The sequence below is a fragment of the Ectopseudomonas composti genome, from assembly GCF_001567565.1.
Classification (GTDB): domain Bacteria; phylum Pseudomonadota; class Gammaproteobacteria; order Pseudomonadales; family Pseudomonadaceae; genus Aquipseudomonas; species Aquipseudomonas composti_A.
In genome coordinates, this window is sequence record NZ_LSSW01000028.1 from 242,931 (window position 1) to 268,491 (window position 25,561).

At 63.3% G+C, this 25,561-nt stretch carries 21 protein-coding genes and 1 other RNA gene; 21 read left to right on the top strand and 1 reads right to left on the bottom strand.

Translation table 11 applies throughout. From position 1 onward, the window contains the following. Window positions 1–71 precede the first annotated feature (71 nt). From rsmI to lpxC, 18 genes are all read left to right on the top strand, one after another. Window positions 72–971, top strand: a complete 900-nt coding sequence (gene rsmI, locus PCLY_RS15925; RefSeq protein WP_061240611.1) for a 16S rRNA (cytidine(1402)-2'-O)-methyltransferase — start codon at window positions 72–74, stop codon at window positions 969–971. Between the two features lie 168 nt (window positions 972–1,139). Then, an RNA gene (gene rnpB, locus PCLY_RS15930) (RNase P RNA component class A) lies at window positions 1,140–1,487 on the top strand. Between the two features lie 309 nt (window positions 1,488–1,796). After that, window positions 1,797–2,252: a division/cell wall cluster transcriptional repressor MraZ gene (mraZ, locus tag PCLY_RS15935; RefSeq protein WP_003459315.1), complete on the top strand. Its 456-nt coding sequence runs from the start codon at window positions 1,797–1,799 to the stop codon at window positions 2,250–2,252. A 2-nt stretch (window positions 2,253–2,254) separates the two neighbouring features. Then, the gene (rsmH, locus tag PCLY_RS15940) at window positions 2,255–3,199 is read left to right on the top strand and encodes a 16S rRNA (cytosine(1402)-N(4))-methyltransferase RsmH (protein ID WP_061240706.1); all 945 of its coding nucleotides are present in this window, start codon (window positions 2,255–2,257) and stop codon (window positions 3,197–3,199) included. After that, the gene (gene ftsL / locus PCLY_RS15945) at window positions 3,196–3,489 is read left to right on the top strand and encodes a cell division protein FtsL (RefSeq protein ID WP_061240612.1); all 294 of its coding nucleotides are present in this window, start codon (window positions 3,196–3,198) and stop codon (window positions 3,487–3,489) included. Before rsmH ends, ftsL begins: the two co-directional genes overlap by 4 nt. Further along, window positions 3,486–5,213, top strand: coding sequence for a peptidoglycan D,D-transpeptidase FtsI family protein (locus tag PCLY_RS15950; RefSeq protein ID WP_061240613.1), 1,728 nt, complete (start codon window positions 3,486–3,488; stop codon window positions 5,211–5,213). The genes ftsL and PCLY_RS15950 overlap by 4 nt, the downstream gene beginning before the upstream one ends. After that, window positions 5,213–6,676: a UDP-N-acetylmuramoyl-L-alanyl-D-glutamate--2,6-diaminopimelate ligase gene (locus PCLY_RS15955; RefSeq protein WP_061240614.1), complete on the top strand. Its 1,464-nt coding sequence runs from the start codon at window positions 5,213–5,215 to the stop codon at window positions 6,674–6,676. Before PCLY_RS15950 ends, PCLY_RS15955 begins: the two co-directional genes overlap by 1 nt. Next, a complete protein-coding gene (locus tag PCLY_RS15960; protein WP_061240615.1) occupies window positions 6,669–8,039 on the top strand; it encodes a UDP-N-acetylmuramoyl-tripeptide--D-alanyl-D-alanine ligase in 1,371 nt (456 codons plus the stop codon). Before PCLY_RS15955 ends, PCLY_RS15960 begins: the two co-directional genes overlap by 8 nt. Window position 8,040: 1 nt before the next feature. Next, complete coding sequence (gene mraY, locus PCLY_RS15965) at window positions 8,041–9,123, top strand: phospho-N-acetylmuramoyl-pentapeptide-transferase (RefSeq protein ID WP_061240616.1); 1,083 nt, start codon at window positions 8,041–8,043, stop codon at window positions 9,121–9,123. After that, window positions 9,124–10,476: a UDP-N-acetylmuramoyl-L-alanine--D-glutamate ligase gene (murD, locus tag PCLY_RS15970; protein WP_061240617.1), complete on the top strand. Its 1,353-nt coding sequence runs from the start codon at window positions 9,124–9,126 to the stop codon at window positions 10,474–10,476. Beyond that, window positions 10,476–11,693, top strand: a complete 1,218-nt coding sequence (ftsW, locus tag PCLY_RS15975; protein ID WP_061240618.1) for a putative lipid II flippase FtsW — start codon at window positions 10,476–10,478, stop codon at window positions 11,691–11,693. Before murD ends, ftsW begins: the two co-directional genes overlap by 1 nt. Further along, window positions 11,683–12,753 carry an undecaprenyldiphospho-muramoylpentapeptide beta-N-acetylglucosaminyltransferase gene (gene murG, locus PCLY_RS15980; RefSeq protein WP_061240619.1) on the top strand — a complete coding sequence of 357 codons (1,071 nt, stop codon included), beginning with the start codon at window positions 11,683–11,685 and terminating at the stop codon, window positions 12,751–12,753. The genes ftsW and murG overlap by 11 nt, the downstream gene beginning before the upstream one ends. Beyond that, window positions 12,746–14,188 carry a UDP-N-acetylmuramate--L-alanine ligase gene (gene murC / locus PCLY_RS15985; protein WP_061240620.1) on the top strand — a complete coding sequence of 481 codons (1,443 nt, stop codon included), beginning with the start codon at window positions 12,746–12,748 and terminating at the stop codon, window positions 14,186–14,188. Before murG ends, murC begins: the two co-directional genes overlap by 8 nt. Then, window positions 14,185–15,126, top strand: a complete 942-nt coding sequence (locus PCLY_RS15990) for a D-alanine--D-alanine ligase (protein WP_061240621.1) — start codon at window positions 14,185–14,187, stop codon at window positions 15,124–15,126. Before murC ends, PCLY_RS15990 begins: the two co-directional genes overlap by 4 nt. Before the next feature lie 3 nt (window positions 15,127–15,129). After that, window positions 15,130–15,996 carry a cell division protein FtsQ/DivIB gene (locus PCLY_RS15995; RefSeq protein WP_061240622.1) on the top strand — a complete coding sequence of 289 codons (867 nt, stop codon included), beginning with the start codon at window positions 15,130–15,132 and terminating at the stop codon, window positions 15,994–15,996. 16 nt (window positions 15,997–16,012) lie between these two features. Beyond that, the gene (gene ftsA / locus PCLY_RS16000; protein ID WP_017361319.1) at window positions 16,013–17,260 is read left to right on the top strand and encodes a cell division protein FtsA; all 1,248 of its coding nucleotides are present in this window, start codon (window positions 16,013–16,015) and stop codon (window positions 17,258–17,260) included. Between the two features lie 42 nt (window positions 17,261–17,302). Then, the gene (gene ftsZ, locus PCLY_RS16005) at window positions 17,303–18,496 is read left to right on the top strand and encodes a cell division protein FtsZ (RefSeq protein ID WP_061240623.1); all 1,194 of its coding nucleotides are present in this window, start codon (window positions 17,303–17,305) and stop codon (window positions 18,494–18,496) included. Between the two features lie 111 nt (window positions 18,497–18,607). Further along, window positions 18,608–19,519 (top strand): UDP-3-O-acyl-N-acetylglucosamine deacetylase, encoded by a 912-nt coding sequence (lpxC, locus tag PCLY_RS16010; RefSeq protein ID WP_061240624.1) that lies wholly within the window; start codon window positions 18,608–18,610, stop codon window positions 19,517–19,519. Window positions 19,520–19,672: 153 nt separating this feature from the next. On the opposite strand, the gene PCLY_RS16015 is transcribed toward lpxC, so the two are convergent. Continuing rightward, the gene (locus tag PCLY_RS16015; RefSeq protein WP_061240625.1) at window positions 19,673–20,128 is read right to left on the bottom strand and encodes a DUF721 domain-containing protein; all 456 of its coding nucleotides are present in this window, start codon (window positions 20,126–20,128) and stop codon (window positions 19,673–19,675) included. 78 nt (window positions 20,129–20,206) lie between these two features. Between PCLY_RS16015 and PCLY_RS16020 the strand changes: the two genes are divergently transcribed. The 3 genes from PCLY_RS16020 to argJ all read left to right on the top strand — a co-directional run bounded on the left by PCLY_RS16020 (window position 20,207) and on the right by argJ (window position 25,481). Next, window positions 20,207–21,127: a M23 family metallopeptidase gene (locus tag PCLY_RS16020; RefSeq protein ID WP_061240626.1), complete on the top strand. Its 921-nt coding sequence runs from the start codon at window positions 20,207–20,209 to the stop codon at window positions 21,125–21,127. Between the two features lie 241 nt (window positions 21,128–21,368). Further along, window positions 21,369–24,104: a preprotein translocase subunit SecA gene (gene secA, locus PCLY_RS16025; protein ID WP_061240627.1), complete on the top strand. Its 2,736-nt coding sequence runs from the start codon at window positions 21,369–21,371 to the stop codon at window positions 24,102–24,104. Window positions 24,105–24,263: 159 nt separating this feature from the next. Then, on the top strand, window positions 24,264–25,481 hold the full coding sequence (gene argJ / locus PCLY_RS16030; RefSeq protein ID WP_061240628.1) for a bifunctional glutamate N-acetyltransferase/amino-acid acetyltransferase ArgJ: 1,218 nt from the start codon (window positions 24,264–24,266) through the stop codon (window positions 25,479–25,481). Window positions 25,482–25,561 lie beyond the last annotated feature (80 nt).

Sequence of the window (25,561 nt, forward strand, 5' to 3'; positions counted from 1 at the left end):
GAGCAAATCAAGCGGCGATTGTACCCAAGCCCCGAGATCGGTGCGATGCCGCTGGGGCGGAACCGGCTAGAATGAGCGCTCATTCATTTAATGAGGTGTTTCCAGTGAGTCAGCCCGCCGTCGCAAGCGTCCAGCCAGGCACCCTTTATGTGGTCGCCACGCCCATTGGCAATCTGGACGACATCAGTGCGCGGGCGCTGCGGATTTTGCGCGAGGTGGCGCTGATCGCTGCAGAAGACACCCGTCATTCGGCGCGGCTGCTGCAGCACTTCGGCATCCAGACGCCGCTGGCGGCTTGCCATGAGCACAACGAGCGCGATCAGGGCGGGCGTTTTCTCGCCAGGTTGCAGGCGGGTGAGGATGTCGCGCTGATTTCCGATGCGGGCACGCCGTTGATCTCCGATCCCGGTTATCACCTGGTGCGCCAGGCGCGGGCCGCAGGTTTTGCAGTGGTGCCGGTGCCTGGCGCCTGCGCTTTGATCGCCGCGCTGTCGGCGGCCGGGCTGCCGTCGGATCGCTTTATCTTCGAGGGCTTTCTGCCGGCCAAGGCGGCGGGCCGCTGCGCGCGTCTGGAGCAGGTGCGCGAAGAGCCGCGCACGCTGATCTTCTATGAAGCGCCGCACCGTATCCTCGAATGCCTGCAGGACATGCGCGAAGTGTTTGGTGCTGATCGCCCCGCATTGCTGGCGCGTGAGCTGACCAAGACCTTCGAGACTCTGCAGGGGCTGCCGCTGGCCGAGCTGTGTGAGTGGGTGGCCGCAGACAATAATCAGCAGCGCGGCGAATGTGTGGTGCTGGTGGCGGGCTGGCAGGCGCCGGAAGGTGAGGAGGCTGTCAGTGCCGAAGCCTTGCGCGTGCTCGATCTGTTGTTGGCGGAGATGCCGCTCAAGCGGGCGGCGGCGCTGGCGGCGGAGATCACCGGGGTGCGCAAGAACCTGCTGTACCAGGTCGCGTTGGAGCGCAAGGGCTAACCGGCTGTGGCGATGTGCCTGCGCTGGCATGCTTCTTTCTATGCGTGCACTCGTTCGATGCCGGTGCTGCGGAGAGGCTGTTTTGGCTGGGCCTCCAGAGGTCTGCTGGTCGCCGTGATAGCGCTCTAGCTTGCAGCTTGCCATCACGCCCGGTACCCTTGCAGGCGGAGAGTCGATCGGACAGTCGCTGCCTTCGCAAGAAGGGGGAGGAAAGTCCGGGCTCCATAGGGCGGAGTGCCAGGTAATGCCTGGGAGGCGTGAGCCTACGGAAAGTGCCACAGAAAATAACCGCCTAAGCGTTTCGGCGCCGGTAAGGGTGAAAAGGTGCGGTAAGAGCGCACCGCGCGGCTGGCAACAGTCCGTGGCTAGGTAAACCCCACTCGGAGCAAGACCAAATAGGGTTCCATTGGCGTGGCCCGCGCTGGAACCGGGTAGGTTGCTAAAGGCGTGCAGTGATGTACGCCGTAGAGGAATGACTGTCCTCGACAGAACCCGGCTTACAGATCGACTCTCCTCCCTCCTTTCTCGTTTTTACGCTTCTATTCCCCGCTCGTCTGATACCGAAAAAATCTTACTCTTAACAAATTACTTTAAGTTCGAATTTCAGTTGCCTGGAATGGCTGAAATTTCTCCTCCAAAAGCCGGCTCCGGCATCCCTTTTCCCCTCGCTTTTGTGCGCTAAATCTCCGTCCTGTAAGGATTTTTCCTTTCTGGCGCGCCTTGACGGTGGGGCGTACGCGTTCCTATAGTGTGCGCGAGTGGTGAAAAGTGGCATGAAGTGGGTTTTTATGGGCATGGAAAGCTAATTACAGGGGAAGCGCAGCCGTGTTTCGCGGAGCTAACGCCATCAGTCTCGACGCCAAAGGGCGCCTCGCGATGCCGAGTCGGTATCGTGACGAGCTCGTTGCGCGTTGCAGTGGCCAGCTCATCGTGACCATCGACGCCGTCGACCCCTGTCTTTGCGTTTATCCCCTGGCCGAGTGGGAGCTGATCGAAAACAAGTTGCGCGAGCTGGCTTCCTTTCGTGAAGAGAACCGCCGCCTGCAGCGCCTGTTGATCGGTAATGCCGTCGATCTCGAGCTGGATGCCAGTGGCCGCTTCCTGGTGCCGCCGCGCTTGCGCGAATACGCCAAGCTGGACAAGCGAGCGATGCTCGTCGGTCAGCTGAACAAGTTTCAACTCTGGGATGAAGATTCCTGGAATGCCGTAGCCGAAGCCGACCTCGCTGCCATCAAGCAGCCTGGAGCCCTTTCCGATGACCTGCGTGACCTGATCCTGTGACCATGACCGATAGCACCTTCCGCCATATCACCGTGCTGCTCGACGAGGCTGTCGAGGGGCTGGCTGTGCGCGGCGATGGTCGCTACATGGATGGCACCTTCGGACGCGGTGGGCATAGTCGACTCATCTTGCAGCAGCTCGGGCCAGACGGGCGGCTGCTGGGGTTCGACAAAGATCCCCTGGCGATAGCCACCGGGGAAGCATTGGCGGCCGAAGACGGCCGCTTTGTCGTTGTGCAGCGCAGTTTTGCGGAACTTGGCGAGGAAGCTGTTGTCCGCGGCATTTCTGGCCAGGTTTCCGGCATCCTGCTGGACCTTGGCGTGTCCTCGCCGCAGCTGGACGACCCGCAGCGCGGCTTCAGTTTCCTCAATGATGGCCCGCTGGACATGCGCATGAATCCGGATGTCGGCGTCAGTGCTGCTGACTGGATCGCCACGGCGGACGAGGATGAAATCGCGCGCGTGCTCAAGGATTACGGCGAGGAACGTTTCGCCAAGCGCATGGCGCGAGCCGTGGTGCAGCGCCGCGCGGAACAGCCGTTCACGCGCACTGCCGACCTGGCGAAAGTGCTGACCGATGCCAATCCAGCCTGGGAAAAGGGCAAGAACCCGGCGACCCGTGCCTTCCAGGGCATCCGTATTTACGTCAACAACGAGCTCGGCGATCTCGAGTGCGGCCTCGAAGCGGCGCTGGAGACCCTCGAGGTTGGCGGTCGTCTGGTGGTGATCAGCTTCCACTCGCTGGAAGACCGGATCGTCAAACAGTTCATGAAGCGTCAGGCCAAGGGCGAGGCGGACAAGCTGCCGCGGGACCTGCCGATCATTCCAAAGGCCTTCGAGCCGCGTCTCAAGCTGATCGGCAAGCCGGTCTATGCTGGCGATGCCGAGCTCAAGGTCAACCCGCGCTCGCGCAGCGCGGTGATGCGCATCGCGGAGAAGTTGCGATGAGCCGCCGGCTGATCAAATCCATGCCCGGCGGCAGCTTCCTGATGCTGCTGCTGTTTGTCGCCATTCTGGTCTCGGCCGTGGCGGTGTCCTACAGCGCGCATTGGAATCGTCAGTTGCTCAACGAGCTGTATGGCGAACTGAGCGTGCGTGACAAGGCGCAGGCCGAGTGGGGCCGACTGATTCTCGAGCAGAGTACCTGGACTGCGCACAATCGCATCGAAGCGCTAGCCAGCGAACAGCTGAAAATGCATATCCCCGACCCTGCCGCCGTGCGCATGGTGCGTCCATGATCGGTCTCGAAGGTGCACTCTACCCCTGGCGTTTCCGCCTGGTGCTGGCGCTGCTGGCACTGATGGTCGGCGCCATCGCCTGGCGCATGCTCGACCTGCAGGTGCTCGACCATGATTTCCTCAAGGCGCATGGCGACGCCCGTAGCGTGCGGCATATCCCGATCCCGGCGCACCGTGGCCTGATCACTGATCGTAACGGCGAGCCACTGGCGGTCAGTACGCCGGTGACCACCTTGTGGGCCAACGGCAAGGAACTGCAGGCCGGTCGCGAGCAGTGGCCGGCACTGGCGGCGGCTCTGGGGCAGGAGCCGAAGAGCTTCGCCGAGCGCCTGGAGCAGAACAAGGAACGCGAGTTCATGTATCTGGTGCGCGGCCTGACCCCGGAGAACGGTCAGCGTGTGCTGGATCTGAAAGTGCCGGGCGTCTACGCCATCGAAGAATTCCGTCGTTTCTACCCGGCGGGCGAAGTGGCTGCTCATGTCGTTGGCTTCACCGATATCGACGACCGTGGTCGCGAGGGCATGGAGCTGGCCTACGAAGACTGGCTGGCCGGTGTGCCGGGCAAGCGTCAGGTACTCAAGGATCGCCGCGGCAAGCTGATCAAGGATGTGCAGGTTGCGCAGAACGCCAAGGCCGGCAAGTCCTTGGCGTTGTCGATTGACCTGCGCCTGCAGTACCTGGCTCATCGTGAACTGCGCAATGCGCTGCTGGAAAACGATGCCAAGGCCGGTAGCCTGGTGATGGTCGACGTGAAAACCGGCGAAGTGCTGGCGATGGTCAACCATCCCACCTACAACCCCAACAACCGCCGCAACCTGACGCCGGCGGCCATGCGTAACCGCGCCATGATCGATGTGTTCGAGCCCGGCTCGACCATCAAGCCGCTGTCGATGGCTGCTGCCCTGGAAACCGGTCGCTGGAAGCCCAGCGATGTGGTGCAGGTCGGTAATGGCACGCTGCAGATCGGTCGCTATACCATTCGTGACGTGTCCCATACGCAGGGGTCAGCGCTGGATCTGACCGGTATTCTGATCAACTCCAGTAACGTCGGCATGAGCAAGGTCGCCTTCGATGTCGGCGGCGAGCAGTTGCATCAGGTATTCAGCAGTCTGGGCTTTGGCCGTGATACCGGGCTGGGCTTCCCGGGCGAGCGGGTCGGCAACCTGCCCAATCATCGCAAGTGGCGCGAGGCCGAAACGGCCACGCTGTCCTACGGCTACGGTCTCTCGGTAACCGCCGTGCAGCTGGCGCACGCCTATGCGGCGCTGGCCAATGGCGGCAGCATGACGCCGCTGTCGATGATTCGCGTGGATGAGAAGCCTGGTGCGATGCAGGTGGTTCCAGCCAACGTGGCCAAGACCGTGCAAGGCATGCTGCAGCAGGTTATCGAGGCGCCGCGTGGCGTGTTCCGCGCCCAGGTGCCGGGTTACCACGTCGCGGGCAAGAGCGGCACTGCGCGCAAGATCAATGCCGGGGCCAAAGGCTACCGGACCAACGCCTATCGTTCCCTGTTCGCTGGCTTCGCTCCGGCCCAGGACCCGCGCATTGCGCTGGTGGTGGTCATCGACGAGCCAGGCAAGGGCGCCTATTACGGCGGCCTGATTTCCGCGCCGGTGTTCAGCCGTGTGATGGCCGGCTCGTTGCGCTTGATGAATATCGCGCCAGACAATCTGCCGCCGCCCGAGCAGAAGATGGCTGCCGTCAGTCAGGGAGGGCGTAACTGATGCCCATGTCGCTCAATCAATTGCTGCCCGCTGCCGAAGGCGGTGTGCTGATTCGTGAGTTGACCCTCGACAGCCGCAAGGTGCGTCCGGGGGATCTGTTCCTGGCCGTGCCTGGCACTCTGCAGGACGGCCGCGTGCATATCGCCGACGCCATCGCCCGCGGTGCGGCGGCGGTCGCCTTCGAGGCCCAGGACGCTCCGCCCATGCACGCAGAGAGTGCCGTGCTGGTTCCGGTAAAAGGTCTGGCCAAGCAGCTTTCCGCCATTGCCGGGCGTTTCTATGGTGAGCCGAGCCGCGCTCTGCATCTGGTCGGGATCACTGGCACCAATGGCAAGACCAGCGTCAGCCAGCTACTGGCGCAGGCGCTGGATCTGCTCGGCCAGCCTTGCGGCATCGTTGGCACGCTGGGCAACGGTTTCCACGGCGCGCTGGAACAGGGCAAGCACACCACGCCCGATCCGGTTGGCGTGCAGGCGACCCTGGCCTCGCTCAAGCAGGCCGGTGCCCGTGCGGTGGCCATGGAGGTTTCTTCCCATGGTCTGGACCAGGGCCGTGTCGCGGCGCTGGAATTCGATATTGCGGTGTTCACCAACCTGTCGCGTGATCACCTCGACTACCACGGCAGCATGGAAGCCTATGGTGCGGCCAAGGCCAAGCTGTTCGCCTGGCCGAATCTGCGCGGCCGGGTGATCAACCTCGATGACGCCTTCGGTCGTGAGCTGGCCGCGCAGAGGCATGAGTCGCGCCTGATCGGTTACAGCCTGAACGACGCCAGCGCCTTCCTTTATTGCAGCGAAGCGCACTTCGACGATCACGGCGTGCGTGCACGCCTGGTCACGCCGCGTGGCGAAGGCATGCTGCGCAGCAATCTGCTCGGCCGCTTCAACCTCAGCAACCTGCTGGCGGTGGTCGGTGCGCTGCTGGGGCTGGACTACGGCCTCGACGAGATTCTCAAGGTGCTGCCACAACTGCAGGGGCCGGCTGGCCGCATGCAGCGCCTCGGTGGCGGCGACAAGCCGCTGTTGGTGGTCGATTACGCACACACCCCAGATGCGCTGGAGAAGGTTCTCGAGGCCATGCGCCCGCACGTCGAAGGACGCCTGCTTTGCCTGTTCGGTTGCGGCGGCGACCGTGATCGCGGCAAGCGCCCGCTGATGGCGGCGGTAGCCGAGCGCCTGGCCGATGCGGTGTGGGTCACCGATGACAACCCTCGCAGCGAGGCGCCGGAGCAGATCGTTGCCGATATCCGCGCTGGCTTCGTAGCGCCGGAGCAGGTGCAGTTCATTCATGGCCGTGGCGATGCCATCGCGCGGCTGGTCGCCCAGGCCGAGGCCGCCGACGTGCTGGTGCTGGCTGGCAAGGGGCATGAGGATTACCAGGAAATCATGGGTGTGCGTCAGCCGTTCTCCGACCTGATCGAAGCGAACAAGGCCCTGGCGGCCTGGGAGGCGGCTCATGCTTAAGCCCTGGTTGCTCAGCGACGTAGCCGCTGACCTGAACGCCCGCGTGATTGGCGCCGATGTGGCGTTCTCCGCCGTGGGCAGCGACAGCCGCACTATCGCCGCGGGCCAGTTGTTCGTGGCGCTGACCGGGCCGCGTTTCGACGGTCATGACTACCTGGCCGAGGTCGCCGCCAAGGGCGCCGTAGCGGCGCTGGTCGAGCGCGAAGTGGCGAATGCGCCGCTGCCGCAGTTGCTGGTGGCCGACACCCGCATGGCGCTTGGTCAGCTGGGCGCACTGAATCGCCAGGCCTTCAGCGGCCCGCTGGCTGCCGTGACCGGCTCCAGTGGCAAGACCAGCGTCAAGGAAATGCTTGCCGCGATCCTGCGCGCTGGTTTGAACGGCGCGGTACTGGCCACCCGTGGCAACCTCAACAACGATCTCGGTGCGCCACTGACCCTGCTGGAACTGGCGCCGGAGCATCGCGCCGGGGTGATCGAGCTGGGGGCCAACCATGTTGGCGAGATCGCCTACACCGTCAGCCTGACCCGGCCGCAGGTGGCGATCATCACCAATGCCGGTAACGCCCACGTCGGTGAATTCGGTGGTCCGGAAAAGATTGTCGAGGCCAAGGGCGAGATTCTCGAGGGGCTGCCGCATGAGGGTGTGGCCGTGCTCAACCTGGATGACAAGGCCTTCGTCACCTGGCAGCGCCGTGTTGATGGGCGCAAGGTGAGCAGCTTCGCCCTGCGCGATACCCGCGCTGACTTCCATGGCAGCGATCTGGCTCGCGACGAGCGCGGCTGTCAGGGCTTCACCCTGCGCAGCCCGATGGGTAGCGCGCGCATTCAGCTCAATCTGCTGGGCGAGCACAACGTGGCCAATGCACTGGCTGCCTGCGCGGCGGCTCATGCCCTGGGCATGCCGTTGGTCGCCATGGTGCAGGGGCTGGAAAACCTGCAGCCGGTCAAGGGCCGCGCCGTAGCGCAGCTGACGGGCAATGGCGTGCGGGTCATCGATGACAGTTACAACGCCAACCCCGTGTCCATGTGTGCGGCGGTGGATATACTCGCCGGCTTCTCCGGTCGCACCGTTCTGGTGCTGGGGGACATGGGCGAGCTGGGCGAATGGGCCGAACAGGGCCACCGTGATGTCGGCCGCCACGCGGCAGGCAAGGTGGACGCGCTGTATGCCGTTGGCCCGCTTATGCAGCATGCGGTCGAGGAGTTCGGCTCAAAAGGCCGTCACTTTGCCGACCAGGCCGAGCTGATCGAAGCGCTTCGCGCCGAGCAGGCCGGCAGCACACTACTAATCAAGGGTTCACGCAGCGCTGCCATGGACAAGGTCGTGGCGGCGCTGTGCGGCGTATCTGGGGAGAAACACTAAAATGCTGCTGCTGCTGGCGGAGTACCTGCAACAGTTCCACAAGGGCTTCGCGGTCTTTCAGTACCTGACCCTGCGCGGCATCCTCGGCGTGCTCACCGCCCTGGCGCTGTCGCTGTGGCTCGGGCCGTGGATGATCCGCACCCTGCAGATACGTCAGATCGGCCAGTCCGTGCGCAACGATGGTCCGCAGTCGCACCTGTCGAAGAAAGGCACGCCGACCATGGGCGGTGCGCTGATTCTCACCGCCATCGCCGTCAGCACCCTGCTCTGGGCCGACCTGTCCAATCGTTACGTCTGGGTGGTGCTGGCCGTGACCCTGGCATTCGGCGCCATCGGCTGGGTCGATGACTACCGCAAGGTGATCGAGAAGAACTCGCGTGGTCTGCCGAGCCGCTGGAAGTACTTCTGGCAGTCGGTATTCGGTCTGGGCGCCGCCTTCTTCCTTTATATGACTGCGCAAAGCCCGGTGGAGACCACCCTGATCCTGCCGTTGCTCAAGGACGTGAGCATCCCGCTGGGCATCGGCTTCGTGGTGCTGACCTACTTCGTCATCGTCGGCTCGAGCAACGCGGTCAACCTCACCGACGGCCTCGACGGTCTGGCCATTCTGCCGACCGTGATGGTCGGGGGCGCGCTGGGCATCTTCTGCTACCTGTCGGGCAACGTGAATTTCGCCGAGTACCTGCTGATCCCCTACGTGCCGGGCGCCGGTGAGCTGATCGTGTTCTGCGCCGCGCTGGTCGGTGCCGGTCTGGGCTTTCTCTGGTTCAACACCTATCCGGCGCAGGTATTCATGGGGGATGTCGGCGCGCTGGCGCTGGGCGCCGCGCTGGGCACCATCGCCGTGATCGTCCGTCAGGAAATCGTGCTGTTCATCATGGGTGGCGTGTTCGTCATGGAAACCCTGTCGGTGATCATCCAGGTCGCCAGCTTCAAGCTGACCGGCAAGCGCGTGTTCCGCATGGCGCCGATCCACCACCACTTCGAACTCAAGGGCTGGCCCGAGCCGCGCGTGATCGTCCGTTTCTGGATCATCACCGTGATTCTCGTGTTGATCGGCCTTGCCACCCTGAAACTGAGGTAATTGCGCGTGTCGTTGATCGCTTCCGACCAGTTCCGCATCGTTGTCGGCCTCGGCAAGAGCGGCATGTCCCTGGTGCGCTTTCTGGCGCGCCAGGGCGTGCGCTTTGCCGTGGCCGATACGCGCGCGAACCCGCCGGAGCTGGAAACGCTGGCGCGCGAGTACCCGCAGGTGGAAGTACGCTGCGGCGAGCTGGACGTGGATTTCCTCTGTCGCGCCTCGGAGCTGCACGTGAGCCCTGGCCTGGCCGTGGCCACGCCGGCGCTGGCTGAAGCCGCTGCGCGCGGGGTGAAGCTGTCCGGTGATATCGACCTGTTCGCGCGCCATGCCAAGGCGCCGATCATTGCCATTACCGGCTCCAACGCCAAGAGCACCGTCACCACCCTGGTGGGCGAGATGGCTGCTGCGGCCGGCAAGCGCGTCGCCGTCGGTGGCAACCTCGGTACCCCGGCGCTGGATCTGTTGGCCGACGATGTCGAGCTGTACGTGTTGGAACTGTCCAGCTTCCAGCTGGAAACCACTGACCAGCTCAACGCTGAAGTGGCCACCTGCCTGAACATCAGCGAAGACCACATGGACCGCTACAGCGGCCTGCCGGCCTATCATCTGGCCAAGCACCGGATCTTCCGCGGTGCCCGTCAGGTGGTGATCAACCGTGATGACGCACTGTCGCGTCCGCTGATCGCCGACCAGGTGACCAGCTGGGAGTTCGGCCTGGGCAAACCTGATTTCAAGCGCTTCGGCCTGCTCGACGAGAACGCTGAGAAGTCCCTGGCGTTTCGCTTCGAGGCATTGCTGCCGGTGAGCGAGCTGAAGATTCGCGGTGCGCACAATCAGTCCAACGCTCTGGCGGCGCTGGCGCTCGGTCACGCCGTCGGCCTGCCGATGGAGGCCATGCTCGCCACCCTGCGTCAGTTCACCGGTTTGCCGCATCGCTGCCAGTGGGTCGGCGAGCGCGCCGGCGTGAACTATTACGATGATTCCAAGGCCACCAACGTCGGTGCCGCGCTGGCCGCCATCGAAGGCCTCGGCGCGGATATCGCCGGCAAGCTGGTGCTGATCGCCGGCGGCGATGGCAAGGGTGCCGACTTCTCTGCACTTAAGGCTCCGGTCGCACGATTCTGCCGCGCCGTGGTGCTGCTCGGTCGAGATGCCGAGCGCCTGGCCGAGGCTCTGGGCGATGCCACGCCGCTGGTGCGGGTGGCAACGCTCGATGAAGCCGTGCAGCGTTGCAGCGAACTGGCCGAGAGCGGTGATGCCGTCCTGTTGTCGCCAGCGTGCGCCAGTCTCGACATGTTCAAGAACTTCGAAGAACGCGGGCGCCTGTTCGCCCAGGCTGTGGGAGGGCTGAACTGATGCTGGCCTTCTTGCGCGTTCGCCCCTCGCCGTTGTTCGGTCGCGGCCTGGATCTCGACTTCCCGATGCTCGCTGGCTGCCTGGGCCTGCTCGGTCTGGGGCTGGTGATGATCACCTCGGCGTCGTCGGAAGTGGCTGCGGCGCTGTCCGGCAATCCGCTGTATCACATGATCCGCCATCTGATTTACCTAGTCATCGGTCTGGGCGCAGCCGGCGTGGTGCTGATGATTCCGATGAGCTTCTGGCAGCGCTACGGCTGGATCCTGTTGCTGGCGGCCATCGGTTTGCTGGTGCTGGTGCTGATTCCCGGTATTGGCCGCGAGGTCAACGGTGCGCGGCGCTGGATCGGCTTCGGCGCCTTCAACGTACAGCCATCGGAGATCGCCAAGGTCTTCGTGGTGGTTTATCTGGCTGGCTACCTGGTGCGTCGCCAGGAAGAAGTGCGCGAGAGCTGGATGGGATTCTTCAAGCCGTTCGTGGTGTTGCTGCCAATGGCCGGCCTGCTGCTGCTGGAGCCGGACTTCGGTGCCACCGTGGTGATGATGGGCTCGGCCATGGCCATGCTGTTCCTCGGTGGCGTTGGCATGCTGCGTTTCGGCCTGATGGTGGCGCTGGCAGTCGGTGCGGTGTTCGTGCTGGTGCAGACCCAGGAGTATCGCCTGCAGCGTCTGATCACCTTCACCGACCCCTGGGCCGACCAGTACGGTTCCGGCTACCAGTTGACCCAGGCGTTGATCGCCTTCGGCCGTGGCGAATGGTTCGGTGTTGGCCTGGGCAACAGCATCCAGAAGCAGTTCTACCTGCCCGAGGCGCACACCGACTTCGTCTTCTCGGTATTGGCCGAGGAGCTGGGGCTGGTCGGCTCGCTGGCGACCCTGGCGCTGTTCGTGTTCGTCTGCGTGCGCGGCCTGTACATCGGTTTGTGGGCCGAGAAGGCCAAGCAGTACTTCTCCGCCTACGTGGCGTACGGGCTGTCGTTCCTGTGGATTGGCCAGTTCTTGATCAATATCGGCGTGAACACCGGCCTGCTGCCGACCAAGGGCCTGACCTTGCCGTTCCTCAGCTATGGCGGTTCGTCGCTGGTGATCTGCTGCGTCAGTCTGGCAGTGCTGCTGCGTATCGAGTGGGAGCAGCGCAACGTCTTGGGCAACGAGGACATCGAGTTCAGCGAAGACGACTTCGTCGAGCCGAGCCAGGAGGTCGCCCATGCGCGGTAACGTCCTGATCATGGCGGGCGGCACTGGCGGGCACGTGTTCCCGGCGCTGGCCTGCGCGCGCGAATTCCAGGCGCGCGGTTACAGCGTGCACTGGCTGGGGACGCCGCGTGGTATCGAGAACGAGCTGGTGCCGCAAGCCGGCTTGCCTCTGCACCTGATCAACGTCAGCGGTCTGCGCGGCAAGAGCAAGCTGTCGCTGCTCAAGGCGCCGTTCCAGCTGCTGCGTTCGCTGCTGCAGGCACGGCGCATCGTGCGTGAGCTGCAGCCGGTCTGTGTGCTCGGCATGGGCGGTTACGTCACTGGTCCGGGCGGGCTGGCTGCTCACCTGGCGGGTGTGCCGCTGGTGATCCATGAGCAGAACGCCGTCGCCGGCACCGCCAATCGCCTGTTGTCGCGTATCGCCGCGCGCATCTGCGAGGCCTTCCCGAACACCTTCGCCGCGTCCGACAAGCGGCGCACTACCGGTAACCCGGTGCGTGAGGAGTTGTTCCTGGAAACGCCGCGCGAACCGCTGGTTGGCCGCAAGCCGAAATTGCTGGTGCTGGGCGGCAGCCTGGGAGCCGAGCCGCTGAACAAATTGCTTCCGGCCGCGCTGGGGAAAATTCCCGCTGACATACGTCCGCAAGTGTTTCATCAGGCCGGTAAGCAGCATGCCGAAATCACTGCGGAGCGTTATCGCGATGTCGCGGTCGAAGCCGAGGTCGCGCCCTTCATCAAGGACATGGCGCGTGCTTATGGCTGGGCCGATCTGGTGGTTTGCCGCGCTGGCGCGCTGACTGTCAGCGAACTGGCCGCAGCGGGGCTGCCATCGTTTCTCGTGCCGTTGCCGCACGCGATCGACGACCACCAGAGCCGCAATGCCGAATATCTGGCGAAGGAGGGCGCAGCTGTCCTTCTTGCGCAACATGCCACTGACGCGGACACGCTTGCCGCGCAGCTCACCGAGGTTCTGATGCACCTGGAAAAACTCAATGTCATGGGCGCCACCGCGCGTCGCCTGGCCAAGCCCGATGCAACCCGCACGGTGGTCGACATCTGCCAGGAGGTGGTGCGTGGCTAAGTCTCCTGCTGCAGTCAAGGCTGAAGTGCGGCGCATGCGCCGTATCCGCCGCATCCACTTCGTCGGTATCGGCGGTGTGGGCATGTGCGGTATCGCCGAGGTACTGCTGAACCTGGGTTACGAAGTCTCCGGCTCCGACCTCAAGGCCTCGGCCGTGACCGAGCGCCTGAAGAGCTTCGGCGCGCAGATCTTCATCGGCCACGCGGCCGAGAATGCCGAGAATGCCGACGTGCTGGTGGTCTCCAGTGCGGTCAACACCAGCAACCCGGAAGTCGCCACCGCACTGGAACGCCGTATTCCGGTGGTGCCGCGCGCCGAGATGCTCGCCGAGCTGATGCGCTACCGCCACGGCATCGCCGTGGCCGGCACTCACGGCAAGACCACCACCACCAGCCTGCTGGCCTCGGTATTCGCCGCTGGCGGTCTCGATCCGACCTTCGTCATCGGCGGTCGCCTGAATGCCGCCGGCACCAATGCCCAGCTTGGCTCCAGCCGCTTCCTGATTGCCGAAGCCGACGAGAGTGACGCCAGCTTCCTGCATCTGCAGCCGATGGTTTCGGTGGTCACCAATATCGACGCCGACCATATGAGCACCTACGGCGGCGACTTCAACAAGCTGAAGAAGACCTTCGTCGAATTCCTGCACAACCTGCCTTTCTACGGCCTGGCCGTGCTCTGCGTGGACGACCCGGTGGTGCGCGAGCTGCTGCCGCAGGTGGGCCGGCCGACCATGACCTACGGTTTTGCCGAAGACGCCGACGTGCGTGCGATCAACGTTCGTCAGGAAGGCATGCGTACCCATTTCACCGTGCTGCGCCCTGACTGCGAGCCGCTGGATGTGTCGGTGAACATGCCGGGCAATCACAACGTACTCAACGCGCTGGCGACCATCGCCATCGCCACCGACGAAGGCATCGATGACACTGCCATCGTCGCCGGCCTGTCGGGCTTCCAGGGCGTTGGCCGGCGCTTCCAGGTGTATGGCGAGCTGCCGGTGGACGGTGGCAGCGTGATGCTGGTCGACGACTACGGTCATCACCCGCGCGAAGTCGCCGCTGTGGTCAAGGCCGTGCGCGGTGGCTGGCCGGAGCGTCGTCTGGTGATGGTCTACCAGCCGCACCGCTACAGCCGCACCCGTGATCTGTACGACGACTTCGTGCAGGTGCTCGGTGAGGCCAATGTGCTGCTGCTGGTGGAGGTCTATCCGGCCGGTGAAGAACCGATTCCGGGTGCCGACAGCCGTCAGCTGTGCCACAGCATCCGTCAACGCGGCCAGCTCGATCCGATCTATGTCGAACGGGGTGTCGACCTGGCGCCGCTGCTGCGACCGCTGCTGCGTGCCGGCGACATTCTGCTGTGCCAGGGCGCGGGCGATATCGGCTCGGTGGCGCCGCAACTGATCAAGCACCCGCTGTTCGTGGGGGAGTCGAAATGAGTTTGCACAGTACCCTCGATCCCAAGACCTTCGGTCGCGTCGCCGTGCTGTTCGGCGGCAAGAGTGCCGAGCGCGAAGTGTCGCTGAAGTCCGGCAACGCCGTGCTCGGCGCCCTGCAGGCTGCGGGTGTTGACGCCTTCGGCATCGACGTCGGCGACGATTTCCTGGCCCGTTTGAACAGCGAGAAGATCGACCGCGCCTTTATCGTGCTGCACGGCCGCGGTGGCGAGGATGGCTCCATGCAGGGCCTGCTCGAATGCGCCGGCATTCCCTACACCGGCAGCGGCATCCTCGCCTCTGCACTGGCCATGGACAAGCTGCGCACCAAGCAGGTCTGGCACAGCCTCGGCCTGCCGACGCCGCGTCACGCCGTGCTGACTTCGCAGGCCGACTGCGAGACTGCAGCCACCGAGCTGGGCTTCCCGCTGATCGTCAAACCGGCCCATGAAGGCTCCAGCATCGGCATGGCCAAGGTGGAAAACGTCGAGGCGCTGATCGCTGCCTGGCAGGACGCCGCACGCTACGACAGCCAGGTGCTGGTCGAGCAGTGGATCGCCGGCCCCGAATACACCATCGCCGTGCTGCGTGGTGAAGTGCTGCCGCCCATTGGGCTCGGCACCCCGCACACCTTTTACGACTACGACGCCAAGTACCTGGCCGATGACACCCAGTACCGCATTCCCTGCGGCCTGTCTGCTGACAAGGAAGCCGAGCTGAAGACCCTGACTGCACGCGCCTGCGAAGCCGTGGGCACCCAGGGTTGGGCGCGCGCCGATGTAATGCAGGATGCCAGCGGCCAGTTCTGGTTGCTGGAAGTGAACACCGTACCGGGCATGACCGATCACAGCCTGGTACCGATGGCCGCGCGTGCTGCCGGTCTGGATTTCCAGCAACTGGTGCTGGCGATCCTGGCTGACAGCGTCGAGGCGAGGGGTTAAGCGATGAGCATCGCGCTTCGTCATCAGGACTCGCTGAGGGCTCCGCAACGCGGCAAGCCCGCGCCGCGTGGCGCCAGCCGTCTGGTGGCCAAGGAGCCGATGCGCCTGCGCCTGCCCAAGGCGGATTTCTCCTGGGTCGGTCGCTTGCTCTGGCCGCTGCTGCTGGTCGGTCTGGGCTTTGCCGCCTACGAAGGCGCGCAGCGTCTGTTGCCTTACGCCGATCGCCCGATTGCGCGCATCAGCGTGCAGGGGGATCTGGCTTACGTCAGTCAGCAGGCGGTGCAGCGGCGGATCGCCCCATTCATCGAGGCGAGCTTCTTCAGCGTCGATCTGCGCGGCATGCGCGAAGAGCTGGAGCGCATGCCCTGGATCGCTCACGCCGAAGTGCGTCGCGTCTGGCCGGACCAGATCGACGTGAGCCTGGAAGAACAACTGCCCATCGCCCGTTGGGGTGACGAGGCTCTGCTCAACAACCAGGGTCAGGCCTTTGCACCGCAGGAAGTCGACAACTACCAGCATCTGCCGCAGCTGTCCGGTCCCAAGCGTGCGCAGCCCAAGGTAATGCAGCAATACCAGATGCTCAGCCAGTTGCTGCGGCCGATGGGGTTTACCGTGGTCGGCCTGGAGTTGCGTGAGCGCGGCAGCTGGTTCCTCTCGGCGACCGAGAATGCCAGCGGCCAGCGCATCGACATCCTGCTGGGACGTGATCACGTGGTGGAAAAAATGCGTCGCTTCGCCGCGATCTACGAGCGGGAACTGAAAGAACAGAGCGCGAATATCGCGCGCATCGACCTGCGTTATGCCAACGGCCTGGCCGTGGGCTGGCGTGAGCCGGTGGAGCCGGCTGCGGCCGAGCAGAAAGTGAATTGAGAAGAGGCAGGATGAAATGAGTAGCGCGCAGAGCGGCAAGATGATCGTTGGCCTGGACATCGGCACCTCCAAGGTGGTGGCGCTGGTGGGCGAGGTGACGGCCGACGGCCAGCTGGAAATCGTCGGCATCGGCACCCATCCGTCGCGCGGGCTGAAGAAGGGCGTGGTGGTCAATATCGAGTCGACCGTGGCGTCGATTCAGCGCGCCGTGGAAGAGGCGCAGCTGATGGCCGGTTGCCGTATCCACTCGGCGTTTGTCGGCGTGGCCGGCAATCACATCCGCAGCCTGAACAGCCATGGCATCGTCGCCATCCGTGACCGCGAAGTGAGCCCGGCCGATATCGAGCGCGTGCTTGATGCCGCGCAGGCCGTGGCCATTCCGGCGGATCAACGGGTGCTGCACACCCTGGCGCAGGATTACGTGATCGACAACCAGGAAGGTGTGCGCGAGCCGCTGGGCATGTCTGGCGTGCGCCTGGAGGCCAAGGTGCACGTGGTCACCTGCGCGGTGAACGCCGCGCAGAACATCGAAAAATGCGTGCGCCGCTGCGGTCTGGAAGTCGACGACATCATCCTCGAGCAGCTTGCATCCGCGTACTCGGTGCTGACCGAAGACGAGAAGGAATTGGGTGTGTGTCTGGTGGACATCGGCGGTGGCACCACCGATATCGCCATCTTCACCGAGGGTGCGATTCGTCACACCGCGGTGATCCCGATTGCCGGTGACCAGGTTACCAACGACATCGCCATGGCCCTGCGCACGCCGACTCAGTACGCCGAGGAAATCAAGATCCGCTACGCCTGTGCCCTGGCCAAGCTGGCCGGTGCCGGCGAAACCATCAAGGTACCGAGCGTCGGTGATCGCCCGCCGCGCGACCTGTCGCGCCAGTCGCTGGCCGAAGTGGTCGAGCCGCGTTACGACGAGTTGTTCACTCTGGTGCAGGCCGAACTGCGCCGCAGTGGCTACGAAGACCTGATTCCTGCCGGCATCGTCATGACCGGCGGTACGGCGAAGATGGAAGGTGCGGTCGAGCTGGCCGAGGAAATCTTCCATATGCCGGTACGTCTCGGCGTGCCGCATAGCGTCAAGGGCATGGCTGACGTCGTGCGCAACCCGATTTATTCCACCGGTGTGGGCTTGCTGTTGTACGGGCTGCAGAAGCAGAACGACGGCATTTCCATGTCGGTGGGCAGTCCTTACCAGGACGAGAGCAAAACCCCGGTACTCGAACGCATCAAGCGTTGGGTGCAAGGCAATTTCTAAATTTGCAGTAGGCGTTACAACTAGAAAGGAAGGAGAGGGATCATGTTCGAACTAGTAGATAACATTCCGCAAAGCGCGGTCATCAAGGTAATCGGTGTCGGTGGTGGCGGCGGCAACGCAGTCAATCACATGGCGGTCAGCAACATCGAGGGCGTCGAGTTCATCTGCGCCAACACCGATGCGCAGGCGCTGAAGAACATCGGCGCACGTACCGTGCTGCAGCTCGGCCCAGGCGTGACCAAGGGCCTGGGCGCTGGCGCCAATCCGGAAGTCGGTCGTCAGGCCGCGCTGGAAGATCGCGAGCGCATCGCTGAAGTGCTGGCTGGCACCGACATGGTGTTCATCACCACCGGCATGGGCGGTGGTACCGGTACCGGTGCCGCACCGGTCATCGCCGAAGTGGCCAAGGAGCTGGGCATTCTGACCGTGGCCGTGGTCACTCGCCCGTTCCCGTTCGAAGGCAAGAAGCGCATGGTCATCGCCGATGAGGGCATCCGCGCGCTGTCCGAGAGCGTCGACTCGCTGATCACCATTCCCAACGAAAAACTGCTGACCATCCTCGGCAAGGATGCCAGCCTGCTGTCCGCCTTCGCCAAGGCTGACGACGTGCTGGCCGGTGCCGTGCGCGGTATCTCCGACATCATCAAGCGTCCGGGCATGATCAACGTCGACTTCGCCGACGTGAAAACCGTGATGAGCGAAATGGGCATGGCGATGATGGGCACTGGCTGCGCCAGCGGTCCGAACCGTGCGCGTGAAGCCACCGAGGCGGCCATCCGCAACCCGCTGCTCGAAGACGTCAACCTGCAGGGCGCCCGTGGCATCCTGGTGAACATCACTGCCGGTCCTGACCTGTCCCTGGGTGAGTACTCCGACGTGGGTAACATCATCGAGCAGTTCGCCTCCGAGCACGCCACCGTCAAGGTCGGCACCGTGATCGACGCCGACATGCGCGACGAACTGCACGTGACTGTCGTCGCCACCGGTCTCGGCGCGCGCATGGAGAAACCGGTCAAGGTGGTCGACAACACCGTTCAGGTCGCCGTCAGCCAGCCAGTTGCCCAGCAGCCTGCCGCGCAGCCGCGCAGCGAGCAGTCGGTCAACTACAAGGACTACGAGCGTCCGACCGTACAGCGTCAGAGCCACAGCGGCGCGGCCACTGCAGCCAAGCTCAATACCCAGGACGATCTCGATTACCTGGATATTCCGGCTTTCCTGCGTCGCCAGGCCGATTGATGGAATGTATCAGGAGTATATGGGTGATTGGTGTTCAGCAAAGGTCGGTTCTGCTATCATTCCCGACCATTGTTGAAAACAATTCGCAACTAGCGATATAGCGGCCAAGCCATGATCAGACAACGCACCCTGAAGAACATCATCCGTGCCACCGGCGTTGGCCTGCATTCGGGGGAAAAGGTTTACCTGACCCTGAAGCCGGCTCCGGTGGACACTGGTATCGTGTTTCGTCGTACCGATCTCGACCCTGTCGTGGAAATCCGCGCCTCGGCCGGGAATGTCGGTGAAACCACCATGTCGACTACGTTGATCAATGGTGATGTCAAGGTGGACACGGTAGAGCATCTGCTTTCGGCCATGGCAGGCCTGGGCATCGATAACGCCTACGTCGAGCTCTCCGCGTCCGAAGTGCCGATCATGGATGGCAGTGCCGGTCCCTTCGTATTCCTGATTCAATCCGCTGGCCTGCAGGAGCAGGACGCGCCGAAGAAGTTCATCCGCATCCTGCGTGAGGTGACCGTGGAGGAGGGCGACAAGCGCGCCACCTTCGTGCCTTTCGACGGTTTCAAGGTGAGCTTCGAGATCGACTTCGATCACCCCGTGTTCCGCAATCGCACGCAGAGCGCCAGTGTGGATTTCTCCAGCACGTCTTTCGTCAAGGAAGTCAGCCGGGCCCGCACCTTCGGCTTCATGCGTGACATCGAGTTCCTGCGTTCGCAGAACCTGGCGCTTGGTGGCAGTGTGGAAAACGCCATCGTGGTCGACGAATATCGCGTGCTTAATGAAGACGGCCTGCGTTACGAGGACGAATTCGTCAAACACAAGATTCTCGATGCCATCGGCGACCTGTACCTGCTGGGTAACAGCCTGATCGGCGAGTTCAAGGGCTTCAAGTCGGGTCACGCACTGAACAATCGTTTGCTGCGTACGCTGATCGAGCAGACCGATGCCTGGGAAATGGTGACCTTCGAGGACGCCACACTCGCGCCGATCTCTTACATGCGCCCGGTTGCGGCGGTGTAAGCGAACTCTCTTTCCAGCTTCAATTGAGGCCACCTTCGGGTGGCCTTTTTTATGGCGTGCCGTTCAACTGCCGGCAAGCATTTGGAAGATTTCTGACGCCATTTGTCTGACGAGTGCGAAAAAATGACGTTTGCCGACGAACGGAGCGAGGGCTTACTCGTCCTTCTGCGTATGACTGGCCAAACGCTCCAGAGCCGCGCGTAGCCTGGGGTCGCTGATGCCTTCGGCCGTCGCCTGGATGCTTTGAGCGGCGCTATTGGACAAGTGCAGGGTGCGACCGGTTCCGCGATTCTGGCCGGCTTGAGGTTGCACCTTGAACAGGATTTTCGTTAAGGTCGCGAATTCTTCGAGTGCCTGCAGTTGGCGTTGCAGTCTTCTTTGCTGATAACGCAGGCGTGTTGCCCAGTGGCCATCGGTCACGATCAATAGCAGACAACCTTCACGCCAGGACGCTACATGACAGTGTTCTCGGGCGGCAGGTTGTAGCTGGCTTTCTACAAGACGCTGCAGGTGGGTAAGGCGTTGCGCCTGACCGAACAGCGCTTTCAGGGGCTTTGCTTCGCGTAACAGCTTAGCGGGTGCCTGGGCCGGCAAGGGACGAAACGTCATGGCAGGAAGCCTTAAGTTGCAGAGCCGTCATGGTAGCAGAGCGTGCTGCCGGCCTGTGTTCTGCGAAAAGGGGAAGCCATGCATATCATCTTGCTCAATAGTCGTCACGGTTCGGCGCGAACGATCCACTTGGACCTGCGTTGGCTGCTGCTGTCGGCGGCCCTGCTGCTGGTTCTGAGTCTCGGCGCCGGCGCCGCGCTGGGCGCCAAGTGGCTGACCACCGAACCTGTGCTCGACACCTCGCTGGTCAAGGCGCTGGACCAGCAGCGCGAGCAGGTCGGTGTGGTACGCCAGGACGCTCAGCGTCAGCTCGACGCCTTCGCCGTGCACGTCGCGGAGTTGCAGGCGCGTCTGACCCGGCTCGATGCCCTGGGTGAGCGTCTCACCGAACTGGCGGAGCTGGATGCGGGCGAATTCGATTTTTCCCTCGGGGTCGGCCAGGGCGGTGCGGAAGACGCGCTGGGTGCTTCGGCCTATGCGCCGCCACCTTTCATGAGTGCGCTTGACGATCTGGCGCTGCGAGTGGACAGCCGCGAGCAGCAGTTGGAAGTGCTGGAGCAGTTGCTTGGCGAGCGTCGCCTGAGCGAGGCTGAGACACTTTCCGGTCGTCCGGTTTTGCAGGGCTATGTGTCGTCGCCTTTCGGCCGTCGGGTACACCCGCTGACCGGTCGCGTCAGCGTCCACAAGGGCATCGATTTTGCCTCCAAGCCCGGTAGCGATGTGGTGTCGGTGGCCGCCGGTGTGGTCACGTTTTCTGGCAAGAAGAATGGCTATGGCAACGTGGTGGAAATCAGCCATGCCGACGGTTACGTCACCCTCTACGCCCACAACCAGAGCAACATCGTGCAGATCGGTGATCTGGTGCAGCGTGGCCAGACCATCGCCAAGGTCGGTCGCAGTGGTCGCTCCACCGGTTATCACGTGCATTTCGAAGTCAGCAAGGATGGCCGTCAGGTCAATCCAGCGCTGTACATCGCGCGTGCCAACGGCGTCGAGTAAGCATGCCGCTTTCGTGCTGCCCTTGAATTGCCAGCATGCGACCCTCATATAACGTTTCACGCCGCGCTCCTGATTTGCCGGGGATGCGTGGCCTGCGCCATCACGCGGCAGCAATGGGCTGACAACGTCACTTTCCTCCTCGGTTTTTCCGAGTAGAATGCCCCCTTCGCCCGCAGCCATGCTGGCTGCCAGGTCGCGATTTGCGCCGACCTCCATCCATTCGCCGGAAGATCCTGTCGATATGTTTGCGCCTCTGTTTAAAAAACTTTTCGGAAGCAAGAATGAGCGTGAAGTCAAACGCATGCTCAAGGCGGTGCAGTCCGTCAACGTCCTCGAAGAGCAGATGATCGCCCTCTCGGACGAGCAACTGCGTGGCAAGACCGAAGAGTTCAAGGGCCGTCTGGCCAAGGGCGAAACGCTCGACAAGCTGCTTCCCGAAGCCTTTGCCGTGGCCCGTGAGGCCGGCAAGCGGGTGATGGGCATGCGCCACTTCGATGTGCAGCTGATCGGTGGCATGACCCTGCACGAAGGCAAGATTGCCGAGATGCGTACCGGTGAGGGCAAGACGCTGGTCGGTACCCTGGCGGTCTACCTCAATGCACTGTCCGGCAAGGGCGTACACGTGGTCACGGTCAACGAATACCTGGCCCGCCGCGATGCCAACTGGATGCGTCCGCTGTATGAGTTCCTCGGTCTGTCCGTTGGCATCGTCACGCCCTTCCAGCCGCCGGAAGAAAAGCGCGCGGCCTACGCTGCCGACATCACCTATGGCACCAACAACGAATTCGGGTTCGACTACCTGCGCGACAACATGGCCTTCAGCCTGGAAGACAAGTTCCAGCGCGAGCTGAATTTTGCCGTGATCGACGAAGTCGACTCCATCCTCATCGACGAAGCGCGTACCCCGCTGATCATTTCCGGTCAGGCCGAAGACAGCTCCAAGCTGTACATCGAGATCAACAAGCTGATCCCGCGCCTCAAGCAGCACATCGAGGAAGAGGAAGGCGTGGTGACTCAGGAAGGTCACTACAAGGTCGACGAGAAAACCCGTCAGGTCGAGCTCAACGAGGCTGGCCACCAGTACGTCGAAGAGATGCTCACTGCTGTCGGCCTGCTGGCCGAAGGTGAAAGCCTCTACTCCGCACACAACCTCGGTCTGCTGACGCATGTGTACGCCGGTCTGCGCGCGCACAAGCTGTTCCATCGCAATGTCGAGTACATCGTGCAGAACGGCCAGGTGATCCTGATCGACGAGCACACCGGGCGCACCATGCCGGGTCGCCGCCTCTCCGAGGGTTTGCATCAGGCCATCGAGGCCAAGGAAGGGGTGAACATCCAGGCCGAGAGCCAGACGCTGGCCTCGACCACCTTCCAGAACTATTTCCGTCTCTACAACAAGCTGTCCGGCATGACCGGTACCGCTGATACCGAGGCCTTCGAATTCCGTCAGATCTATGGTCTGGACGTCATGGTCATCCCGACCAACAAGCCGGTTGCGCGCAAGGACTTCAACGACCTGGTCTACCTGACCCAGGAAGAGAAGTACCAGGCGATCATCGCCGACATCAAGGATTGCCAGGCTCAGGGCCGACCGATCCTGGTGGGTACCGCGACCATCGAAACGTCCGAGTACGTCAGCCAGTTGTTGGACAAGGAAGGCATCGAGCACAAGGTGCTCAACGCCAAGTTCCACGACAAGGAAGCCGAGATCATTGCCCAGGCCGGTCGTCCGGGTGCGCTGACCATCGCCACCAACATGGCCGGTCGTGGTACCGACATCCTGCTGGGCGGTAACTGGGAAGTTGAAGTCGCGGCGCTGGAAAACCCCACCGATGAGCAGATCGCGCAGATCAAGACCGAGTGGCAGAAGCGTCACCAGCAGGTGATCGAAGCAGGCGGCCTGCACGTGATTGCCTCCGAGCGCCACGAATCGCGTCGTATCGACAACCAGCTGCGTGGTCGTTCCGGCCGTCAGGGCGACCCGGGTTCCAGCCGTTTCTACCTGTCGCTGGAAGATAACCTTATGCGCATCTTCGCCTCCGACCGGGTGAAGAACTTCATGAAGGCGCTCGGCATGCAATCCGGCGAGGCCATCGAGCACCGCATGGTCACCAACGCCATCGAGAAGGCCCAGCGCAAGGTCGAGGGCCGCAACTTCGACATGCGTAAGCAACTGCTCGAGTTCGACGACGTGGCCAACGAGCAGCGCAAGGTGATCTACCACATGCGCAACAGCCTGCTGGCTTCGGAGAACGTCGGCGACACCATCGCCGAGTTCCGCGAAGAGGTGCTGACCGCCGCCATCAACAGCCATATTCCGCCGCAATCGATGCCGGAACAGTGGGATGTGTCGGGTCTGGAGTCCGCTCTGCAGACTGATTTCGGCATCAAGTTGCCGGTCCAGCAATGGCTGGACGAAGACGACAAGCTGTATGAGGAAACCCTGCGCGAGCGCATCCTCGCCGAGCTGCTGGCGGCGTACAACGAGAAGGAAACCCAGGCCAGCGCCGAGGCCCTGCGTACCTTCGAGAAGCAGATTCTGCTGCGCGTGCTGGACGACCTGTGGAAAGACCACCTGTCGACCATGGATCACCTGCGTCACGGCATTCACCTGCGCGGCTATGCGCAGAAGAACCCGAAGCAGGAGTACAAGCGCGAGTCCTTCGCCCTGTTCCAGGAGCTACTGGAGTCGATCAAGCGCGACACCATCCGCGTGCTCGGTCATGTGCAGGTTCGCCGCGAAGACCCGGCCGAAGAGGAAGCTCGCCTGCGCCGCGAAGCCGAGGCCTTGGCCGAGCGCATGGAGTTCCAGCACGCTGACGCTTCGGCCTTGGCCGCTGAAGAGGGCAAGGCCGAGGAGGGCGACGTCGCTGTTGCCGCTGCGCCGGTGCGTGCCGAGCAGAAGGTCGGACGTAACGAGCCGTGCCCTTGTGGCTCGGGCAAGAAGTACAAGCACTGCCACGGTCAGATCGGCTGATAGCAGGCGGCGTCCGGCACGGGCGCTTGCAGTAAGGAGGGCTTCGGCTATTCTGTTGCCGCCCTCGATGACGCCGCGACGGCTTTGCCGCTCGCGGCGTTTTACCATCTCATTTCGGTCGCCCGAGGCGATCACCGCATACTTCAAGGAGCGCATCTCATGGCTGTTGGTCTTGGCCCGCTGTCTACCCTGCACCCGGTTCCCGGTTTCGAGCTGGGCATCGCCTCGGCCGGCATCAAGCGCCCGGGGCGCAAGGATGTGGTAGTGATGCGTTGCGCCGAAGGTTCGCGCATCGCCGGTGTGACCACCACCAACGCCTTCTGCGCGGCTCCTGTGCTGATCACTCGCGAGCGCCTGGGCGGCGAAGTACGCTACCTGCTGACCAATACCGGCAATGCCAACGCCGGCACCGGTGCCGATGGCCTGGCGCGTGCGCGTCGTGCCTGTGCGCGTCTGGCCGAGCTGACCGGCGTAACCGAGGGCGCCGTGCTGCCGTTTTCCACTGGTGTGATCGGCGAGCCGCTGCCGGTGGAGAAGATCGAGTCCGCGCTGCAGGCTGCGCTGGATGATCTGAAGGAAGACAACTGGGTCACCGCCGCCACCGGCATCATGACCACCGACACTCTGCCCAAGGGCGCCAGCCGTCAGTTCCAGCACGACGGCGTGACCATCACCGTCACCGGTATCTCCAAGGGGGCCGGCATGATCCGGCCGAACATGGCCACCATGCTCGGCTACATCGCCACCGACGCCACGGTCGCTCAGGGTGTGCTGCAGGATCTGGTGCGTGATGCGGCGAACAAGTCGTTCAACCGCATCACCATCGACGGCGACACCTCCACCAACGACTGCTGCATGCTGATTGCCACCGGCCAGGCCGCGCTGGCGGAAATCACCGAGGCCTCCGGTGAGCTGTTCGCCAAGCTCAAGCAGGCGGTGTTCGAGGTGTTCATGGAAGTGGCTCAGGCCATCGTCCGTGACGGCGAAGGCGCGACCAAGTTCGTCACCGTGCAGGTCAACGGTGGTGGCACCCATCAGGAGTGCCTGGACGTGGCTTACGCCGTGGCCCATTCGCCGCTGATCAAGACCGCGCTGTTCGCTTCCGATCCCAACTGGGGGCGAATCCTTGCCGCCGTGGGCTACGCCGGCGTGGCGCAGCTGGACGTGAGCAAGATCGACGTGTTCCTCGGTGAGGTGTGCATCGCCAGCAAGGGTTGCCGCGCGACCAGCTACACCGAAGAGCAGGGGGCCGCGGTGATGGCTCGTGAGGAAATCACCATCCGCATCGAGCTGGGTCGCGGTACCTGCAGCGAGACCATCTGGACCACCGACCTGTCCCACGAGTACGTCAAGATCAACGCTGAATACCGCACCTGATCAGGGCTGTTGCCGTTTCAGCGCAAGCCGCATTGCCACGCGCAACGCAAACAGCCCCTGGTTCTGCTGGTCCCTATTCC

Coding starts and splice junctions, on each gene's coding strand:
- argJ (WP_061240628.1), top strand. CDS start 24,264: ATGGCTGTTGGTCTTGGCCCGCTGTCTACCCTGCACCCGGTTCCCGGT.
- lpxC (WP_061240624.1), top strand. CDS start 18,608: ATGATCAGACAACGCACCCTGAAGAACATCATCCGTGCCACCGGCGTT.
- rsmH (WP_061240706.1), top strand. CDS start 2,255: ATGACCGATAGCACCTTCCGCCATATCACCGTGCTGCTCGACGAGGCT.
- PCLY_RS16020 (WP_061240626.1), top strand. CDS start 20,207: ATGCATATCATCTTGCTCAATAGTCGTCACGGTTCGGCGCGAACGATC.
- ftsA (WP_017361319.1), top strand. CDS start 16,013: ATGAGTAGCGCGCAGAGCGGCAAGATGATCGTTGGCCTGGACATCGGC.
- PCLY_RS15960 (WP_061240615.1), top strand. CDS start 6,669: ATGCTTAAGCCCTGGTTGCTCAGCGACGTAGCCGCTGACCTGAACGCC.
- rsmI (WP_061240611.1), top strand. CDS start 72: ATGAGCGCTCATTCATTTAATGAGGTGTTTCCAGTGAGTCAGCCCGCC.
- PCLY_RS16015 (WP_061240625.1), bottom strand. CDS start 20,128: ATGACGTTTCGTCCCTTGCCGGCCCAGGCACCCGCTAAGCTGTTACGC.
- PCLY_RS15995 (WP_061240622.1), top strand. CDS start 15,130: ATGAGCATCGCGCTTCGTCATCAGGACTCGCTGAGGGCTCCGCAACGC.
- PCLY_RS15955 (WP_061240614.1), top strand. CDS start 5,213: ATGCCCATGTCGCTCAATCAATTGCTGCCCGCTGCCGAAGGCGGTGTG.
- mraY (WP_061240616.1), top strand. CDS start 8,041: ATGCTGCTGCTGCTGGCGGAGTACCTGCAACAGTTCCACAAGGGCTTC.
- ftsL (WP_061240612.1), top strand. CDS start 3,196: ATGAGCCGCCGGCTGATCAAATCCATGCCCGGCGGCAGCTTCCTGATG.
- ftsW (WP_061240618.1), top strand. CDS start 10,476: ATGCTGGCCTTCTTGCGCGTTCGCCCCTCGCCGTTGTTCGGTCGCGGC.
- PCLY_RS15950 (WP_061240613.1), top strand. CDS start 3,486: ATGATCGGTCTCGAAGGTGCACTCTACCCCTGGCGTTTCCGCCTGGTG.
- ftsZ (WP_061240623.1), top strand. CDS start 17,303: ATGTTCGAACTAGTAGATAACATTCCGCAAAGCGCGGTCATCAAGGTA.
- secA (WP_061240627.1), top strand. CDS start 21,369: ATGTTTGCGCCTCTGTTTAAAAAACTTTTCGGAAGCAAGAATGAGCGT.
- murG (WP_061240619.1), top strand. CDS start 11,683: ATGCGCGGTAACGTCCTGATCATGGCGGGCGGCACTGGCGGGCACGTG.
- PCLY_RS15990 (WP_061240621.1), top strand. CDS start 14,185: ATGAGTTTGCACAGTACCCTCGATCCCAAGACCTTCGGTCGCGTCGCC.